The 16,882-nt window shown below is 62.1% G+C and carries 16 protein-coding genes; 1 reads left to right on the top strand and 15 read right to left on the bottom strand.

Translation table 11 applies throughout. From position 1 onward, the window contains the following. Positions 1-12: 12 nt before the first annotated feature. The 9 genes from K5R33_RS02990 to K5R33_RS02950 all read right to left on the bottom strand — a co-directional run bounded on the left by K5R33_RS02990 (position 13) and on the right by K5R33_RS02950 (position 9,107). A complete protein-coding gene (locus K5R33_RS02990) occupies positions 13-582 on the bottom strand; it encodes a tetratricopeptide repeat protein (protein WP_220747483.1) in 570 nt (189 codons plus the stop codon). Beyond that, complete coding sequence (locus K5R33_RS02985; RefSeq protein WP_220747482.1) at positions 582-1,559, bottom strand: type II secretion system F family protein; 978 nt, start codon at positions 1,557-1,559, stop codon at positions 582-584. The genes K5R33_RS02990 and K5R33_RS02985 overlap by 1 nt, the downstream gene beginning before the upstream one ends. A gap of 8 nt (positions 1,560-1,567) precedes the next feature. Continuing rightward, positions 1,568-2,536, bottom strand: a complete 969-nt coding sequence (locus K5R33_RS02980) for a type II secretion system F family protein (protein ID WP_220747481.1) — start codon at positions 2,534-2,536, stop codon at positions 1,568-1,570. Between the two features lie 3 nt (positions 2,537-2,539). Further along, positions 2,540-4,012: a TadA family conjugal transfer-associated ATPase gene (locus K5R33_RS02975; RefSeq protein ID WP_220747480.1), complete on the bottom strand. Its 1,473-nt coding sequence runs from the start codon at positions 4,010-4,012 to the stop codon at positions 2,540-2,542. A 16-nt stretch (positions 4,013-4,028) separates the two neighbouring features. After that, positions 4,029-5,390 (bottom strand): CpaE/TadZ family protein, encoded by a 1,362-nt coding sequence (locus K5R33_RS02970; RefSeq protein ID WP_220747479.1) that lies wholly within the window; start codon positions 5,388-5,390, stop codon positions 4,029-4,031. 239 nt (positions 5,391-5,629) lie between these two features. Further along, positions 5,630-6,256 (bottom strand): OmpA family protein, encoded by a 627-nt coding sequence (locus K5R33_RS02965; RefSeq protein ID WP_220747478.1) that lies wholly within the window; start codon positions 6,254-6,256, stop codon positions 5,630-5,632. Between the two features lie 4 nt (positions 6,257-6,260). Further along, positions 6,261-7,631: a type II and III secretion system protein family protein gene (locus K5R33_RS02960; RefSeq protein WP_220747477.1), complete on the bottom strand. Its 1,371-nt coding sequence runs from the start codon at positions 7,629-7,631 to the stop codon at positions 6,261-6,263. A 222-nt stretch (positions 7,632-7,853) separates the two neighbouring features. Then, a complete protein-coding gene (gene cpaB / locus K5R33_RS02955; protein ID WP_220747476.1) occupies positions 7,854-8,678 on the bottom strand; it encodes a Flp pilus assembly protein CpaB in 825 nt (274 codons plus the stop codon). 237 nt (positions 8,679-8,915) lie between these two features. Beyond that, positions 8,916-9,107, bottom strand: a complete 192-nt coding sequence (locus K5R33_RS02950; RefSeq protein ID WP_220747475.1) for a Flp family type IVb pilin — start codon at positions 9,105-9,107, stop codon at positions 8,916-8,918. A 720-nt stretch (positions 9,108-9,827) separates the two neighbouring features. Between K5R33_RS02950 and K5R33_RS02945 the strand changes: the two genes are divergently transcribed. After that, on the top strand, positions 9,828-10,682 hold the full coding sequence (locus K5R33_RS02945) for a lytic transglycosylase domain-containing protein (RefSeq protein ID WP_373314131.1): 855 nt from the start codon (positions 9,828-9,830) through the stop codon (positions 10,680-10,682). Positions 10,683-11,635: 953 nt separating this feature from the next. Here K5R33_RS02945 and K5R33_RS02940 read toward each other — a convergent pair. The 6 genes from K5R33_RS02940 to glyA all read right to left on the bottom strand — a co-directional run bounded on the left by K5R33_RS02940 (position 11,636) and on the right by glyA (position 16,777). Beyond that, positions 11,636-11,917, bottom strand: coding sequence for a GNAT family N-acetyltransferase (locus K5R33_RS02940; RefSeq protein WP_220747473.1), 282 nt, complete (start codon positions 11,915-11,917; stop codon positions 11,636-11,638). Then, positions 11,914-12,543 (bottom strand): 3-oxoacid CoA-transferase subunit B, encoded by a 630-nt coding sequence (locus tag K5R33_RS02935; protein ID WP_220747472.1) that lies wholly within the window; start codon positions 12,541-12,543, stop codon positions 11,914-11,916. The genes K5R33_RS02940 and K5R33_RS02935 overlap by 4 nt, the downstream gene beginning before the upstream one ends. A gap of 24 nt (positions 12,544-12,567) precedes the next feature. Further along, a complete protein-coding gene (locus K5R33_RS02930; RefSeq protein WP_255588405.1) occupies positions 12,568-13,560 on the bottom strand; it encodes a PAS domain-containing protein in 993 nt (330 codons plus the stop codon). Positions 13,561-13,675: 115 nt separating this feature from the next. Beyond that, positions 13,676-14,392: a CoA transferase subunit A gene (locus K5R33_RS02925; protein ID WP_220747470.1), complete on the bottom strand. Its 717-nt coding sequence runs from the start codon at positions 14,390-14,392 to the stop codon at positions 13,676-13,678. Positions 14,393-14,448: 56 nt separating this feature from the next. Then, entirely contained in the window at positions 14,449-15,390 is a 942-nt protein-coding gene (locus tag K5R33_RS02920) for a hypothetical protein (RefSeq protein WP_220747468.1), read from the bottom strand. Positions 15,391-15,481: 91 nt separating this feature from the next. Further along, positions 15,482-16,777, bottom strand: a complete 1,296-nt coding sequence (gene glyA, locus K5R33_RS02915; protein WP_220747466.1) for a serine hydroxymethyltransferase — start codon at positions 16,775-16,777, stop codon at positions 15,482-15,484. Between the last annotated feature and the right edge of the window lie 105 nt (positions 16,778-16,882).

Genomic DNA, 16,882 nt, shown 5'->3' with positions numbered 1-16,882 from the left:
CCTTCGGGGTTTTTATGGCTGTCGCGGTGCGTTCAGGGTGTAGACCCCTCCGGCGTGGCGCGTCAGCGTGAAGGCGCTATCATTTTGCTCATCACCGTAGGTCCGATTTTCCAATTTTGCACTGGAAATTCGCAGGTTTTCACGGATTTCAGGGGTCGGTTGTAGCGCGAAAGCCGCACGAAAGTGACGATGCGCCTGGCCCAAATCGCCCAGTTCCAGCAAAACCACACCAAGGTCGTTCATCGCTGCGACGTTCTGCGGGTCCTCGTCGATGACGGAGCGGAGCAGGTCTTCGGCTTGGTGCAGGCGCCCCAGGCGGATGTTGGCGGCCGCCATGGACAGCCGCACTTCTGGCGTGAGCCCGATATCGTTGGCGGCGCGCACATAGCTGGCCAGCGCAAGCTCCGCCTCGCCTGCGTCCAGCAAGCGGTCGCCCACGATCAACGGGTCGATGCCGTCCCCGCGCCGCGCATGTCCTGGCGCGGCCAGCGGATCGTCCCTGTGGGCGCCCCGTTCCACCAAGGCGCTGGGGTTGCAACCGGTCAGCGCGAGCGCGGCGATCAAGACAAATGCCACCCGCATCAGAACGCCGTCGAGGTCCCGCTGAGCGTCGACGCGATGCCGTGCAGCGAGGGTCCGATCAAGATGATGAGCAGGGGCGGCACGCAGAACATCATGGTACCGACGGTCAGTTTCGTGGGTAGGACGTTGGCCTTTTCCTCGGCCCGCATGACCCGCTTGTCGCGCATCTCGGCGGCATAGACCCGCAGGGCATCGGCGATCGAGGTGCCGAAGCTTGCCGATTGGATCAGCACGGTCACAAAGCTGGTAATGTCGTTCAGATCGCAGCGCTCTGCCATGGCGCGCAGGACATCTGGCTTGTCCTTACCGGCCTTCATTTCCTGGGCGACCATCAAAAACTCCGCAGCCAGCGAGGGGTAGGAGGGCTCAATCTCCGTCGCCATGCGGATGATGGATTGGTCCAGCGATTGCCCCGCCTCAACACAGACCAGCAGCAGATCCAGCGCGTCGGGGAAGCCATCTTGGATTTCCTCCTGTCGCTTGGCGATCCGCTTTTGGATCCAATACTTTGGCGCGTAATACCCCGCGACGCCCGGGCCCAAGATGTAGAGCGCGGAGTTCAGACCACCGCCCAGCCCCAGCAGGAAGAAGGTATAGATTGCGCCCAGCACCATAAGGCCCAATCCCAACAATAGCTGCGCCGCAACGAGCGTGCGGGCCGCATCCTTGTGGGCATAGCCCGCGCGGGTCAGCATCAGGCGGGTCTTTGACAGCTCCTCCTTATCGTCGGTCTCCAGATACTTGGCGTATTTGGCGAGATGTTCATTGCGCTTGCCATGGCGGCTCAACCGCTCTTCCCCCAGATCGGCGATGGCCGCAGCCTTCCGCTCCTCCGCGATGCGGTCCAGGGGGTCGACCTTTTTGGTGAGCACCGCCGGCAGGGTCAGCAGCACCAAGATCGCGCCCGCCGCCCCGGCCAGGTAGATCATGCCGTCAGGGCCGAGCGCCCCTTCGATGATGGTTTGCAACACGTCCATTGCGAGCCTCAGACCTTAATGTTCACCATCATCCGCATGAAGATGATGTTCACGATCAGGAAAACGCAGACAACCGCCGCTGCTGGAATGAAGTAGGCGGTGTCTTTCACGTCGGCGTAATAGTCGGGCTTCATGACATTAATCCCGATCAGCGCCAGGATAGGGAAGGCTGACAGGAACATGCCGGACCAGCGGGCCTCGGCGGTGATTGCTTTCACCTTACGGAACAGCTTGAACCGCGCCCGCACCACCTTGGACAGCCCTTCCAGAATCTCGGCGAGGTTGCCGCCCGATTTCTGTTGGATCGCCACCGCCACCGCGAGGAAGCGCAGGTCTTGCAACTCCACCCGTTCGGCAAGGGCGCGCAGGGCATCGGGAATATCCCGACCATAGGCGGCCTCATCTGCGATGAACCCCATTTCGGAGCCAAGCGGATCCGCGACCTCCTTGGCGACGATCCCGATGGCGGAGTTCAGCGGATGCCCCACGCGCAAGCTGCGCACGATCAACTCGACCGCGTCAGGCAGCTGTTCTTCCAACATCGCCAGCCGCTTCTTGGCCTTGTTGTTCACCCAGGTATAGACGCCGCCCACCCCGATCCCCACGGACAGCAGGATCCGGATCGGCAAGGAGGAGGCGGTCAATACCGTGAGCAACCCGAAGGAGATGACAACCACCAACGCCATGATCCCCATCAGCATCCCCGGCGTGAACGCCAGGTTCGCCTTCTGCGCCTTTTCGGCCAGGAGGGAGTAGAGCGGGATCTGTTTGGCCTTGTCGTGTTGCGACATCTCCTTGCGGAGAACGGCCATGACCTCGTCCCGTGTGGCGCCCTGTTCCATCAGCGACAGGCGGCGGTTCACGCGGTTGTTCAGCTTGATCGACTTGCCGAACACCAGCATGTAGATGCCGCCGATGATCAGATAGACGCTGCCGAAAATGGCGATGTAGATCAGGGGTTCAATGGAGAGTTCCATGCCTCAGCGCCCCTCGAACGGTTCATAGATCGACGACGGCAGGTCAAAGCCCCAGGCCTTAAACCGGTCGGCGTAATGGCTGCGGATGCCTGTTGCGGTAAAGCGACCGATGATCGTGCCGTCGGGCTTCAACCCCAGACGCTCATAGCGGAAAATCTCCTGCATGGTGATGACCTCACCCTCCATGCCCGTCACCTCGGAAATGGAGGTCATCCGGCGGGAGCCGTCTTGCAAACGACTGGCCTGAACGATCAGGTTTACAGCAGAAGAAATCTGCGCCCGGACGGCCTTGATCGGCATTTCGATCCCCGCCATGGCGATCATGTTTTCCAACCGGCTGACCGCGTCGCGGGCAGAGTTCGCGTGGATCGTCGTCATGGACCCGTCGTGGCCGGTGTTCATGGCCTGCAACATGTCGATGACCTCTTCGCCCCGCGTCTCGCCGACGATGATGCGGTCGGGACGCATCCGCAGGGCGTTGCGCAGACAGTCGCGCTGGGTCACGGCGCCCTTGCCTTCGACGTTGGGCGGACGGCTTTCCATCCGGCCCACATGGTCCTGTTGCAGTTGCAATTCGGCGGTGTCTTCGATGGTCAACACCCGCTCCGAATGGCCGATGAAAGACGACAGCGCGTTCAGCGTCGTCGTCTTACCGGAGCCGGTGCCGCCCGAGACGATCACGTTCAACCGGCAGGCGCAGGCGGCTTGCAGATAGGTGGCCATTTCCTCGGTAAAGGCACCGAACTCGACCAGCTTATCGACGCCCAGCTTTTCCTTTTTGAACTTACGGATCGAGACGAGCGAGCCATCCACGGCCACCGGCGGCACCATGGCGTTGAAGCGCGATCCATCGGCGAGACGGGCGTCCACATAGGGGTTGGATTCGTCCACGCGACGACCCACCGCCGAGACGATCTTGTCGATGATCCGCAGCAGGTGCTTCTCATCCTTAAACCGGATGCCCGACTTCGACAGCTTCCCGGCCCGTTCCACATAGATGTTGTGGGGCCCGTTCACGAGGATATCGTTGACGTCGGGGTCCTTCAGAAGCGGCTCCAGCGGCCCGAGGCCGGTGACCTCATCGAACAACTCTGTGTTGAGCGTATCCCGGTCTTCGCGACCCAGCACCACGCCCATGTCCGCCAGTTCTTCGGTGGTAATGGCGACGATTTCAGCCCGCAGGGCATTGCGGTCGGCCTTTTCCACGGCAGCTAGGTTCAGGTTGTCCAGCAACCTGTGGTGCATTTCGGTCTTGAGTTCTTCGATCCGAATACGTCGCTTAAGGTCTTTGTCCTCGGCCACGGCTTCGGCGGGCGGCGGCGTGCCGATCTTAGCCTGGACGTCCTCAGGAACTGAGATCGGAGCGCCCGTCGTCTCCTCCGCCAGCTTTTGGACTTTTTCGACGGTTTCTTCGAGTTCAGCCGCGCCAATGGGGCGAGCGCTTTGAATCTGAGGCTTCTTGTAACGTGAAAACATCTCTACCTCCTGCGCTTCAGCCGAATTTCAGGCCGAAGATTGCTTTTTTCTTTGGGGCAGCCGTCGCGCCGGTTTCGACTTGCTTGCGGGCCTCGTGCAGCCCGCCTGCCAGTTTTGCGATGTCCTTCGTCAACGCGTTCCGGGCGGCCAGCACACGCAGGGGGGCGGCCTGGTCGTTCACTTCGGTCACCTGTTTCCCGCCATCGGATAGAACGGCATGGAACTTGATGCCCAGGCTGTCGGCGAACTTGTCGATCCGGCCACGGCCTTGCATATCCAACCGCCCCGGCGCCTTGTTCAAAAGATAGCCGATCCGGTCCGTGGCAATCCCTTCGGACTGTAGCAGCCGCTGGAACCGCAGCGCGTTCTGCGCGGCCCGGACCTCCAACGCGCAAACCATGAAGTAGATATCGGTCGCCTCAAGCACCGTCTCGGTCCAACCCGTCACCGTGCCCGGAAGATCCACGATCACCACATCAAAGCAATTGCGCGCCAGATCGAGCAGGCGCGCGATCTCTGTCGGGCCGACCACATCCAGGGGCAGGACCTCGGCCGGGGCGGTGAACACTGACAGCTTGTCTTCGTAGGTCGACAGGGTTTGGCGAAACGCCTGCTCATCCATCGATGCGATGTCTGTCAGGACATCATAAATCGTATCTTTGCGGGGCAGATCCAAATACGTGGAGACGGAGCCGAATTGCAGGCCGAGGTCGATGAGGCACACCCGGGGTGGGGCGACCTTGTCCACATTTGCCAATTCCCAGGCAAGGTTGACCGCAACGGTCGTCGCGCCGTTCCCTCCGGATGCCGATTGCAGGGCAAAGAGCGCGCCAGGTCCCGTGGTCGTCGGGCCGCCGCCGGTTGTGGCAGGGACCAAGGCCTGTCCGGTCGCGGCGCTTGGGGCCACAGCCGTCGCATCCACAACCTCCGATCCGGTGCGCAGCAGCGCATCCGCTCCAGACGCCGTTCCGGCCGCGCGCAACCGCGCCACCGCGTCCGACAGCGCTTGTTCGGGCAGAGGGTAGGGCGCGAAGTCATCCGCACCTGCACGTAGCAATTCGTGCAGGGCCATGGGGGTCAGGTCTTCGGCGACGAGAATGATCTTTAGTCCGACGGCTTTGCCGTCGCGGACGACGTCGACCACCTGTGGCAGGTGGGCCTCGTCCTTGCGGTCCGCCGCGATCACCAGAAATTCAAGGGCCGCAGCGTCAGGCTGTTTCAGAAAAGCGGTCGCTTCGGTGAAGGTCAGGTCGCCCCAAGCTTCACCCAGTTCTGCTTCCATATCCTCGATCAGCAGGTCAAATTCCTGCACATCGCGAGAGACGGTGACGGCGCGAAGCGGCTCCGGCTCCGGAAGTGTCGCGAGGTTGCTTGGCATACTGTTCACCACCTTCTCGCCGCATCACGTCTGACGCGACATTCCAACCAGGGGCGCGTACCTGCAAAACGCACGATAGAATAACGCCTGGTTTCCTCCGTCTTGCCTGCAGATTTGGGCAACAATAGGACGCCAGAGATGAATTTATTGGAAAGAAACAGAACAAAAACGGCCGGGCCGAGGCCCGCAAAAAACCCCGCCGGAGGGGCGGGGCGCTTGCTGTCATCTCCTGTCGTGCGTCAACCGCCCGTCGGTCCGGCGGAGGCCACATACTGACGGTAGACGATCTGCCCATACTTCCCGTCAAGAACCAGCGGATTGCCGGACACAAAGCCCGACACCTCGGTCACGGTGCGGCGGTTCGCGCGCTCCCGCGATTGGGTGGGCACGACGGGGCGGGTCTCACCGAAGCTGACCAGAGCGGCCAGCCGGGACCGCGATACACCCTTGCGTCCAAGGTAGTGCACGGCGGCGAGCGCGCGGCGGCGGCCCAGCGATTGGTTATAGGCGTTGGATCCCACGGCGTCGGTGTGGCCATAGACCGAAAACCGGACCTCGGGGAATTGCCGCATGAAATGGGCCTGCTGGTCTAGAACGGAACGCGCCGTGGCGTCCAACCGGGCGCTGTTAAACGCGAAGTTGATCGTGGTCGGGACGGAGGCCGAGAACCGACCGCCCAGGTGGCTGACCGCCTCGGCCTCGCCACTGTGGATCAGCATGTTCTGCATGGTCGGGTTGCCAAACCCGCCCTCGTCCACGGAATGGCCCGCAGGTTTGTTAAAGCTGTTGACCCCGGTACAGGCGCCAAGGGCACTCAGGCCAAGGGACGCGACCAGCAGGCGACGGGAGATGTGCTTGTCAGCCATGGTCTTACTCCAACACGTAGCCGTAGTTGCCGGAGAAATCCTGGGAGGCCGCGCCGCCGCGCGTTGAGGCGCGGGAATTAGCGGCGGCGCCACCGGACACACGCCCGTAGAGGAACAACTCATTTTCCGTCGGCGGGCGAATGCGATCCGTCGGCAGGGCAAGGGCTTCGCCCCGCGTGGGGGTCACCAGGTGGGCCGTCACGATGATGACCAGTTCCGATTGACGGCGATTGAACCGCGCGGACCGGAAAAGCGCACCAAGGACGGGCAATTGGCCAAGGAACGGAACCTGGGCGACACCGTCGGTGAAATCATCCTGCAGCAGCCCCGCGATGGCAAAGCTCTGCCCGTCCCGCAACTCCACCGTGGTTTGGGCGCGGCGGTTGGACAGGGTCGGGATCGAGGCGCCGTTGATCACCGTCGTCGATTCCGTGACGGAGGAGACTTCGGACTGCATCACAAGATTGATGATGTCGTCGTCCACCACGGTCGGGGTGAAGTTGAGCGACACGCCGAACGGTTTGAAGGTGACGCCAACGTTCCCTTCGGCGTCCACCTGGGGCACGGGCAGTTCACCACCGGCCAGGAAGCTGGCCGATTGACCCGACAAGGCGGTCAGGTTCGGCTCCGACAGGGTGCGGACGACGCCCTTGTCCTCCAGTGCCTGCAACAGGACGTTGAAGTTCAGAGAGGCCGTGCCAAAGTTCAGCTGTAGGGAGCCGACGTTGTTGGCCACATTGCCGGTCGACCCGCTATAGCTACTGCCGTTGAGGTCGGTGCCGCCAATCCCGAGGGATGCGCCGATCTCCTTGGACAGGTTACGCGACATCTCGGCGAAGCGCACCTTCAGCTGAACCTGCTGCGTGCCGCCCACCGTCATGAGGTTCAGAACCGCTTCAGGGGCATAGCGGTTCGCAATTTCCAGGGCCTGGTCAAGTTTTTGCACCGAGGAGACGGTGCCGGACAGGACCAAGCCGTCGTTTGCCGTGCGCACTTCGATCGGCTCACCCGGCAGCAGTTGGCGCAGCCGCTCTTTGAACTCTGTGACGTCTGGGGTGACCTGCACCTCGACGTTGGTCATCAAACGGCCTTCGGGGCTGAGCAGGGTGAGCGTCGTCCGTCCGGGCGCTTTGCCGAGCACGTAGACAGACCTCTCAGACAGCGTTGCGATGTCGGCGATGAGCGGATTGGCCACCGAGGCCTCTGCGAAGGGCAGGTCCGATTCCACCACGATAGCCCTGTTCAGCGACACACGGAGCGCAGATTGGGCGCGTCCCTCGGCCACGCGGACCGTCTGCGCGTGGGCATCACCAATTGGCGATCCAGATAGGAGAAGGCCGAGCATTGCTGCCCGGACAAGAGAACGAAACGTCATGTGACCTGCCTCTCTGATCACTCTGCTCACTTGCGGATCTTTCGTCCGCATCCTGGCCAGCATTACAGAATCGGGGTCTTTTGCAACATCTTGCCGAATTCTGGCGGAAGCGTCGTGCAAGCGCGCCACAGAGCGCCCCATTCCGAACACATTCCCTAAGGGAACCGTGGGTCTGCGCTGCAACTAGCGGCGAGGGACGGCAGTGCCGGGACTCCCGGCGCCTTATCCACCATTCCTTGGGCAGGGGACAGGGATCATTACGACGTCGGCGCCTTTCCGTGTGCGGACAGTGCAGACCTCGGGCCGCGCGGCAGTCTCTTCGGCACCCAGGACTTCGCGCAGCGTGGCCTCGACGGACTCCGATTCCGTGTCATCCTGCACGCCCACCAGGGCGAGGGACAGTCGCCCGGTTGCCTGCGCCTGGGCCAGTTTGGCCACGATGGCGGGCGAGGCCTCGACAGTGATGTTACGGGCGATCGTCGGGCTGTTGCGCTGCTCGTCGGTTTGCTGGTCGATGGCGATCAGAGGCAAGTTCGCTTCGATGAGCTTCGTCACGCCGCCACCGCCGCCACCGCCGGTCCAATAGACATCGACGCGGTCCCCGGGCCGCAGAAAGCCAGACACACCGGAGTTCACATCTGTTTGGAGCGTAAAGGCGCGCATGCCCGGTGTAAGGGTGGCGGCGATCCCCGCTTCTTGTCCGGGTGCCGTGACCTTCGACTTCAGCAGCGGTTCATTCCGCTCCATCATCCGCAAAACGGTCCGCTGCTCGGCCACGCCCGGTGGGAAAATCTCTGCCATGCTGCGAAACGTCCCGGTTGGCAGGCTGGACGCCGGCCACTGGATCCCTCGGACATCGTTCGGTCGAAGGGCATCGCCGTACTTCAACTGACGCCGCACGACAAAGACCTCCTGGGTTGGCACGATTGACTGCTGAGAGGAGGCAAGCGCCGCTTGATACTGCGCAAATCGTTGCTGCGCGGTATGGATGGCAAATCCAGCCAAGGCCAAACCGGCAAGCAATACTAATCCGAAAATCAAGCGCATTTCTTGTTCCTTAACGGGAGCGGACACAACTGAACAGACAGTTCAGAACCTACCCGTCGATTGCGGCAAAACCTTGGAGCGAGATTGCCAACCCTATGGAAGGTTGGATACAAATCGCGCGAATTGTTTACAGGATTGGAACTGTACCGTTTACGCAGCCGACCGCAAAAACGCCCCGGACATGCCGGGGCGTTTGCGTTACTCTTCTATGCGGCGAGGGCCGCAGCAAAGATGTCTTTAGGGGAAGGTCGTGTTGATGTTGTCCTGCAGCAAAACGTTGTTGATGTCAGTCGAGAGGTCTTGGATACCGCCGGAAATAACACCCATGACGGCCAGGCCCAGGCCCACGAGAGCGGCGGTCAGCACGACCCAGTCAACGGTCACGGCGCCGGATTCGTCGGCGGAGAAGGTCTTGATGGTGTTCAACATGAGTTTGTCCTCTTGAATAACTCGTTCTGTGCATCACGGGTCAACGTGGCCCGTCCGATGGATGAGATTTGACGGTGAAACGCGGCACGAATGCGACCAATCGGCGGATAATCTATGAATGAGACCGCTCTAAACGCTTTTAGGCTTGGTCATTTAGGGCCAATTTTCCAGATGAGGGAGTATTGTCCTCACGCCCTCATCAATGGGATGAGCCACATAGGAAACGGCGCCCGGTCCCACGGCTGGATTGGGAATCAGAAAAAAGGGCCGCGCCTGCCAGCACGACCCTTAATCCCTCGATCCGAAGATCATCGGATGTTGTGACGTATCCCTCTTGTCTCGCCATGCCTGCCAACACGACGTCTGGGGACTGCTCGAGTGTCACGTTCCTTGCCCGGGTGTCCCGGTGCCGTTGTTGATCATCTGGTGCTGCCGTCTGCCATGGCGCGCGCCGTCCGATGAGGCAGGAATGGCGGCAAATTGGGGCAAAAACATGTCGTATTTGGTTCAAAATGCGGACAATGATCCATTTACGGGAATTTAATGTGGCTTCGGCAACGGTATCGAGGCGGACTCCAATCCGTCTGATGGCTGGATCGCCATTCTTCGGCTCAAACTGGGGCGTATGTCACACAGGCACCGCGGAAATGACGGCATGCGATGACGGCTGCGACCTTTTCGTGGCAGACTATCGAAAAAAGAAATGAGCAGGTCACCATGATCAAAGTCCTCCTGTCGTGCCTTGTCGCGGCCTTTCTGTTTGTCCCAGGGGTCTCACCCGCCGTAGCCGGAGATTTCACGTTCAAGCGCGTCAAGCCGCCCTCGTCCAATTCCACCCGGCGCATTACGGTTCAGATCACGTCCGCGGATCGCCCCGATCGTCCTGCGGCCCCTGTGGGCGCGCCACGTCCTGCGCAGCCGCAGGCCCCCGATGTCGCAGTCGCTCGCACAGCGCCGTCACAGGCCCAAGGTCGTGGCAACTTGCAGGATTGGTTCTGGGCGTCCGTCTCTCCGTCCCTGGCGGAGCGGTCGGGTCGTTTCCAGCGGGCGGCGCAGGTGGCGGCGCGGCCTCCGGCGGATAGCGGTATTCGCGCGCCGTCGCTCCAGCACATGCAGGCTATCGCCAAAACCCATGGCGATACGATCCTGCGGCATTCGGTCGGAACTCGGGTGTCCCCGGCCTTGGTGCTCGCGCTGATTTCCGTGGAATCGGCGGGGCGCACGGATGCCGTCAGCCATGCGGGGGCTCAGGGCCTGATGCAATTGATCCCGGCTACGGCAGAACGGTTTGGTGTGTCCGACAGCAAGGATCCGGTCCAGAATATTCGCGGCGGTGTCGCTTACCTAGACTGGCTCATGAAAGAGTTCGGAAACGATCCAGTGTTGGCTTTGGCTGGCTACAACGCGGGGGAGGGGGCCGTGCGCCGACACGAAGGTGTGCCGCCCTACGCCGAAACCCGCGCCTATGTGCCCAAGGTCATGGCTGCTTGGAACGTCGCCCGCACCATGTGCAACACGCCACCGGTGATGCCCGGCGATGGCTGCGTGTTCCAGACGGCGTTCAGCGACTCCTGAAGCGGTTGGAGCACGTCAATCACGTGCCGTATTGCCGCCTGAGGATCCTCGGAGTGTCTTGTTTCCGAGACGAGTATCAGGATGAGCCGATATATCGGCTCTCCGGCGCCCATCTGGGTGGTGTCTGTTGTACGGCGTCCGGGGCGTGATCCGTCCCCGCGAGCGGCGCTCCCGGGGGTATCGATGCCCTTTGAGGGAGACGGTTCTGAGCTGTTCGTGACGCTAAACCAATCTGCTGAGGGCAAAGAAAGACTAGCCATCGTCCTGTCATCTGCCCCTGCCACTGCTTCCGGGATCACTCGGGTCCTCCGTACCGTCGCGCTGCGGTAAACGCGCGATCTTTTTGATAGGATCGTTAGCAGCCAGGGTCTGTGCGCCATCGGTGCAGAGCCGACCTTGTTTGATCGACCCCATTCGTTTGCTCTGTATCGTGGACAGGGTCTGCGTTGATCCGCAGGCTTCGGAGGCGCGCCGGATCGACCTGCGGGGCCACAACCGCCTGTTGCGCGAGACGATTGTTGGGCGACGTTCGTCTTGTCACCTCTGATCTCCGCGCCCTCGTTGTCCGTCCGGGAGGTGCAAAACGTCGATATCGTTCAGGATGACCTCTCTCGGGCTGGTATGTCGTGTGCCCCTGCCTCGCGTTGGTCACCCAGTCCCGGATGGGCGCTTTGCTGCGGTCGGGCTGGCGTCGGGCCTGCCGGATGGGGCCGGACGTCACGGCGTTTCCGGATCCAGCTGGCGCGCCCGCGATCTACACTTACGCAGCGCGACGTTGTCGGCAGATCAATTCATAGAACAGGGGCCCGTTGTCACAGGCCCGAGCGTGCTCCGCAGCTAGGTCGCTGTTGGGCCGATGCGGAGGTCCCGAGGAGATTGCCCACCATATGGGCCTACCTGACAGGACCATCGATCAGTCGGCACCAGAAGGTTTGCGCCGGACCTGCTATCCGTCACTCAATAACGTCAGACCACTCCGGGTGGCGCTTGGCCTGGGCCTTCACGAAGGGACACAGCGCAATCACCCGCACCCCTTCCGCTCGGGCATCCGCAACCATCCGTTCGGCCAGGGCCAGCCCCACGCCGCGCCCCCGCAGCGCATCGGGAACACCGGTATGGTCCACGATCAGTTTCGAGGTGCCAAGGCGGGAATAGGTCATCTCCGCCGTGTGCCCATCGATCACGGTGACCCAACGGCCACCGTTTTCGCCATCCTCGCGGGTGATGTCGGTCACGCGACCAAAGTCGCTTCGGTCAGGTCACGCAGTTCTTGCTCGGTCACGCCATCGGCCAACTCGACGATCTTGAGGCCACCCTCGACAACATCCAGAACGCCCAGGTTCGTAATGATGCGATCAACGACGCCCTGACCGGTCAACGGCAGCGTGCATTCCTTCAACAGCTTTGACTGACCGTGCTTGTTGGCGTGGTCCATGACCACCACGACGCGGCCCACGCCCGCGACCAGGTCCATGGCGCCGCCCATTCCCTTGACCAGTTTGCCGGGGATCATCCAGTTCGCCAGATCCCCGTTCTCGGCCACTTCCATCGCACCCAGGATGGCCATGGCGATCTTGCCGCCCCGGATCATCCCAAAGCTCTGGGCGCTGTCGAAATACGCCGAATGGGGCAGTTCGGTGATCGTCTGCTTGCCGGCATTGATCAGGTCGGGGTCTTCCTCGCCCTCGATAGGGAAGGGGCCCATGCCCAACATGCCGTTTTCCGATTGTAGGGTGACCTCGATCCCTTCGGGGATGTAGTTCGACACCAGCGTCGGGATCCCGATGCCGAGGTTGACATACCATCCGTCCTGCAATTCCTGGGCCGCGCGGGCGGCCATTTGATTGCGATCCCAGGGCATTGGCACCCCTCCTGCGCTGTAGCTCTAAATGTCGGTGATCCCCACAGGCACGTCGATCATAACGACGGTCCCCGCAGCGCCCCGCACCGGAGTGATGGTCGCGTCTAGCCCCTCGGTCAAGGTCTGAATAAGGCGCCCCCCAACGGTATTGGGATCCGGGAAGGGCACATTTTGCGGCAGGCCCACCCCATCGTCGGTGACCGTCATGCGCAACCCGCCTGCGGCCAAGCGCGACATGCGCATTTCGACAAAGCCTTCTTCCATCCGCTCAAAGGCATGGGAAAAGGCATTGGACAGCACTTCGGACAACAGGATCGAGATCCGAACCGCCGCGTCGGGGTTCACGATCATCGGCTCCACCTGTTGGATGTAGCGAATGCCGGACCGGCTTTCGTCATGGGCAATGCCCGAGGCCACGCGGCTGACCAGCGCGCCTAGGTCGATCCCGTTGCCCATGCGCGCCTGCTCGTCCGACAGCTGCATCGACTCGTAGACCAACTGCAGGCATTCCAACCGCCGTGTCATCGCATCGAAGGAAATCGGGTCGTCGTCTGACTGCGCGCTGAAACTATCGAGGACCATGCCAAGGTCCTCCTGCACGCGGGACCGGACCTTAAGCAGCAGCGCGTTTGCCCGGTCTTCTTCCCGCTCGGTGTCGTACATCTCTTTCTGGATGCCCAGGAAGTAGATGACCTCGTCGTTGCTATCGAGGATGGGCGCGATGATCAGCCGGTTGGTAAAGGGGCGACCGTCCGCGCGATAGTTCAGGATGTCCACGGTGACGTCTTCGGCATGTTCGATGGCATGGCGCAGTTTGTCCACGTGTTCTTTTTGCGTGTTCTCCCCTTGGAGGAAGCGGCAGTTGCGGCCGATCACAGCGGATCGGGCATAGCCCGTCGTCCGCTCAAATGCGGAATTCACGTAGACAATAGGATTATCCTCGGCCCGCGGGTCCGTCAGGATCATCGCGACCCTGACCCTGGAGAAGTTCGCCAGGGCGGCCTTATCGTCAATCACAGAGGCCAGTCTGCGGCGGGATACCAAGGGTCGTTCTCCGTTCCGTGGGCTGTGCGACGGTCTGCGTCGCGATTGTAGGGGCCCGGGCGGGTCTGACACCCGAGCCATGTTTGTCTTACGCGGCTGGCCGCGTGGTGCGCTGCTCGATCCGTTTTTCGTGTTCCCCCTGAATCAGGCGGTGGACGTAGATACCTGGCAGGTGAATCGTATCCGGGTCTAGCGTTCCAGGTTCCACGATTTCCTCCACTTCCACAACACAGACCTTACCACACATTGCAGCCGGTGGGTTGAAGTTTCGTGCGGTCTTGCGAAACACGAGATTTCCGGTGGTGTCGGCCTTCCAGGCTTTGACGATCGACAGATCGGCGAAGATCCCCGGCTCCATGATATAGGTCTCGGCGGTGCCGTCTGGCCCGGTGGGGAACTCCTTGTGTTCCTTGCCGTCCGCAATCACCGTTCCGACGCCCGTCTTCGTGTAGAAGCCTGGGATGCCACAGCCGCCCGCGCGCATCCGCTCGGCCAGCGTCCCCTGGGGGTTGAACTCCAACTCCAGCTCTCCAGACAGATACTGACGCATAAACTCCGCGTTCTCGCCGACGTAGCTGCTGATCATTTTCTTAACCTGACGGGTTTGGAGCAGCGTCCCGATTCCGAAGTCGTCCACGCCCGCATTGTTCGATGCAAACGTCAGGTTCTTGGTTCCGGCCTCTTTGATGGCGTCCAGCAGCAACTCAGGGATGCCGCACAGGCCAAAGCCCCCAGCAGCGATGAACATCCCATCAAACAGCAGCCCGTCCAGCGCGTCTGCGGCAGAGCCATAGACTTTCTTCATCGTCATCCCTCGGAGTAAGACCTTCATGGTCGTTGTAGACGACAGGTCAGGCCCTTTCAATCGCGCAGGACGGTCGTGCCTGGCCTGAGCAGCGCCCGCAGCCAAAGCGCCACGGCGGGCAGGCCCAGGACGATGAGGACCACCACGTTTGTCTCCCATCGTGGCTGCGTCCAGGCGATCACGGCATAGATTAATATGGCGGCTGCGGGCATGGCAGCGGTCGCGATCCAGGCGCTTACCCCGATCTGTGGCGTGTACTGGGGCGCATCGGAGGTGCCGCGCAGACCCCAGGCCGTCGCCGCAACCAATACAATCAGAAGGAGAGACCAGGGAAACATCGGCGCTGCCCAGGCAAAGGCCCAGGCCGTCCCCAGTAGCACCGTCAAACTCCACAGGTCCGCCCGCAGGTTCAAATCTGGCACACGAGGCGCCACACGGTTCCACCCCCAATGGCCAACACTGAGCAGCACCCATGCGCAGAGGAGTTGAACGGCGTAATCGCTGACCGGTGGCCAGTCGAACTGTGTCTGACCTCCGGGCAGTTCTTCGGCGGCCCACATCCATCCACCCCAGAGGCCTAGGACCCCCCCAAGCAGCACGCCAAAGGCCAACGTAGCCAAGGCGCCCCGGACCAAAGCCGCGCGAAAGCCTAGGAGCCCTCCGAAGACGGTAACCAATGCGTGCCACGCCAATGGCGTCCAAACGAGGGTCAGGGGGAGGGCCGTATAAAGCTCCGCGACCAAGACACCTTCAGCCAGAAAGCCGATCATGCCAGCGGCCAGCCACCAAGCGGCCCGATCCCAGCGGCGGGCCACGGCGAGCATCGCGATGGCGCTCCACCCGATGACACCATAGGCCAGGACGCCAATGGCCAAATCAGGCTGGAGCGGTAGCGGGTAAAACGCCAGTTCGGACAGCGCATAAAGGATGCAGCCGAGACTGCCGATGCCTACGAGCCGCAGGCCTAGGCCCCGCAACAGGGCACCGGCACGGCTCACGGGTGTTCAGGGCTGTTGACGGACCTAGTCTCGTCCCCACCGCGGCGCGGCACCTGCGGCACCTGCGCCACGTCGCCGAGGCAAAATACCCTCACAGGTCGGGATAGATCGGGAACTGCGCGCAGAGCGCGGTCACTTTGGCCTTAACCGCTCGCTCGACCTCGGCATTGCCGTCGGCGCCATTGGCGGCCAACCCGTCCACAACCTCCACGATGAAGTCGCCGATCTGGCGGAACTCGGCTTCGGCAAAGCCGCGCGTGGTCCCCGCGGGCGACCCGAGGCGGATGCCCGAGGTGATCGTTGGCTTTTCGTCGTCGAACGGAATGCCGTTCTTATTGCAGGTGATGTGCGCGCGGCCCAAAGCGGCCTCGGTGGCGTTGCCCTTCACGCCCTTGGGACGCAGATCGACCAGCATCAGATGCGTATCGGTCCCGCCCGTGACGATGTCCAAGCCACCCTTCATCAGTTGATCGGCCAGCGCCTGGGCATTGGCGATCACTTGGGTCTGATAGTCTTTGAAGCCGGGGCGCAGTGCCTCGCCGAAGGCCACGGCCTTCGCTGCGATCACATGCATCAGGGGCCCGCCCTGGATGCCTGGGAAAATGGCCGAGTTCACCTTCTTGGCGATATCGCCATCGTTGGTCAGGATCATGCCACCCCGCGGGCCACGCAACGTCTTGTGTGTCGTGGTCGTGGCCACATGGGCGTGTGGGAAGGGCGAGGGGTAATGGCCCGAGGCGACCAGCCCCGCGAAATGCGCCATGTCCACCAGCAGGTAAGCGCCCACCGAATCCGCAATCTCGCGCATCTTGGCGAAGTCGATGACCCGCGGAATGGCCGAGCCGCCCGCGATGATCATCTTGGGCTGATGCTCCGTGGCGAGCTCCTGCACCTGGTCATAGTCCAGGGTCAGGTCTTGCTTGCGCACGCCATATTGGATGGCGTTGAACCATTTGCCCGACTGGTTGGGCCGCGCGCCATGGGTCAGGTGACCGCCCGCATCCAAGCTCATGCCCAGGATGGTGTCCCCCGGTTGCAGCAGCGCGGTGAACACGCCCTGGTTCGCTTGGCTGCCCGAGTTGGGCTGCACGTTGGCGAAGTCGCAGCCGAACAGCTCCTTGGCGCGGTTGCGGGCCAATTCTTCGGCGATATCGACGTACTGACAGCCGCCGTAGTAGCGACGGCCCGGATACCCTTCGGCGTATTTGTTGGTCATGACGCCGCCCTGGGCTTCCATGACGGCGCGGCTCACGATGTTCTCGGAGGCGATCAACTCGATCTCGTCGCGCTGACGGCCCAGCTCCAGCCGGGTGGCTTCGGCGATTTCGGCGTCGGTCTCGGCCAGGCCGCGGGTGAAGAAGCCTGTGTCACGGTGAGGGGCATTCATGGCGGGCACTCCGGCTAAAGAATTTCGATGGGGCCTCATACGGCACCCCGCGCAAGGATAGAAGCGCCGGATCGCCGCATTTCAACCCGTCTGCGACGGGCCGGG

The sequence above is a fragment of the Jannaschia pagri genome, assembly GCF_019655435.1.
Classification (GTDB): domain Bacteria; phylum Pseudomonadota; class Alphaproteobacteria; order Rhodobacterales; family Rhodobacteraceae; genus Jannaschia; species Jannaschia pagri.
The sequence above is the reverse complement of the archived record's forward strand: the minus strand, read 5'-3'. Positions and strand labels throughout refer to the sequence as shown.

Coding starts and splice junctions, on each gene's coding strand:
- K5R33_RS02950 (WP_220747475.1), bottom strand. CDS start 9,107: ATGTTGAACACCATCAAGACCTTCTCCGCCGACGAATCCGGCGCCGTG.
- K5R33_RS02975 (WP_220747480.1), bottom strand. CDS start 4,012: ATGTTTTCACGTTACAAGAAGCCTCAGATTCAAAGCGCTCGCCCCATT.
- K5R33_RS02970 (WP_220747479.1), bottom strand. CDS start 5,390: ATGCCAAGCAACCTCGCGACACTTCCGGAGCCGGAGCCGCTTCGCGCC.
- K5R33_RS02985 (WP_220747482.1), bottom strand. CDS start 1,559: ATGGACGTGTTGCAAACCATCATCGAAGGGGCGCTCGGCCCTGACGGC.
- K5R33_RS02990 (WP_220747483.1), bottom strand. CDS start 582: ATGCGGGTGGCATTTGTCTTGATCGCCGCGCTCGCGCTGACCGGTTGC.
- K5R33_RS02935 (WP_220747472.1), bottom strand. CDS start 12,543: ATGCCCTGGGATCGCAATCAAATGGCCGCCCGCGCGGCCCAGGAATTG.
- glyA (WP_220747466.1), bottom strand. CDS start 16,777: ATGAATGCCCCTCACCGTGACACAGGCTTCTTCACCCGCGGCCTGGCC.
- K5R33_RS02965 (WP_220747478.1), bottom strand. CDS start 6,256: ATGGCTGACAAGCACATCTCCCGTCGCCTGCTGGTCGCGTCCCTTGGC.
- K5R33_RS02925 (WP_220747470.1), bottom strand. CDS start 14,392: ATGAAGAAAGTCTATGGCTCTGCCGCAGACGCGCTGGACGGGCTGCTG.
- cpaB (WP_220747476.1), bottom strand. CDS start 8,678: ATGCGCTTGATTTTCGGATTAGTATTGCTTGCCGGTTTGGCCTTGGCT.
- K5R33_RS02980 (WP_220747481.1), bottom strand. CDS start 2,536: ATGGAACTCTCCATTGAACCCCTGATCTACATCGCCATTTTCGGCAGC.
- K5R33_RS02960 (WP_220747477.1), bottom strand. CDS start 7,631: ATGACGTTTCGTTCTCTTGTCCGGGCAGCAATGCTCGGCCTTCTCCTA.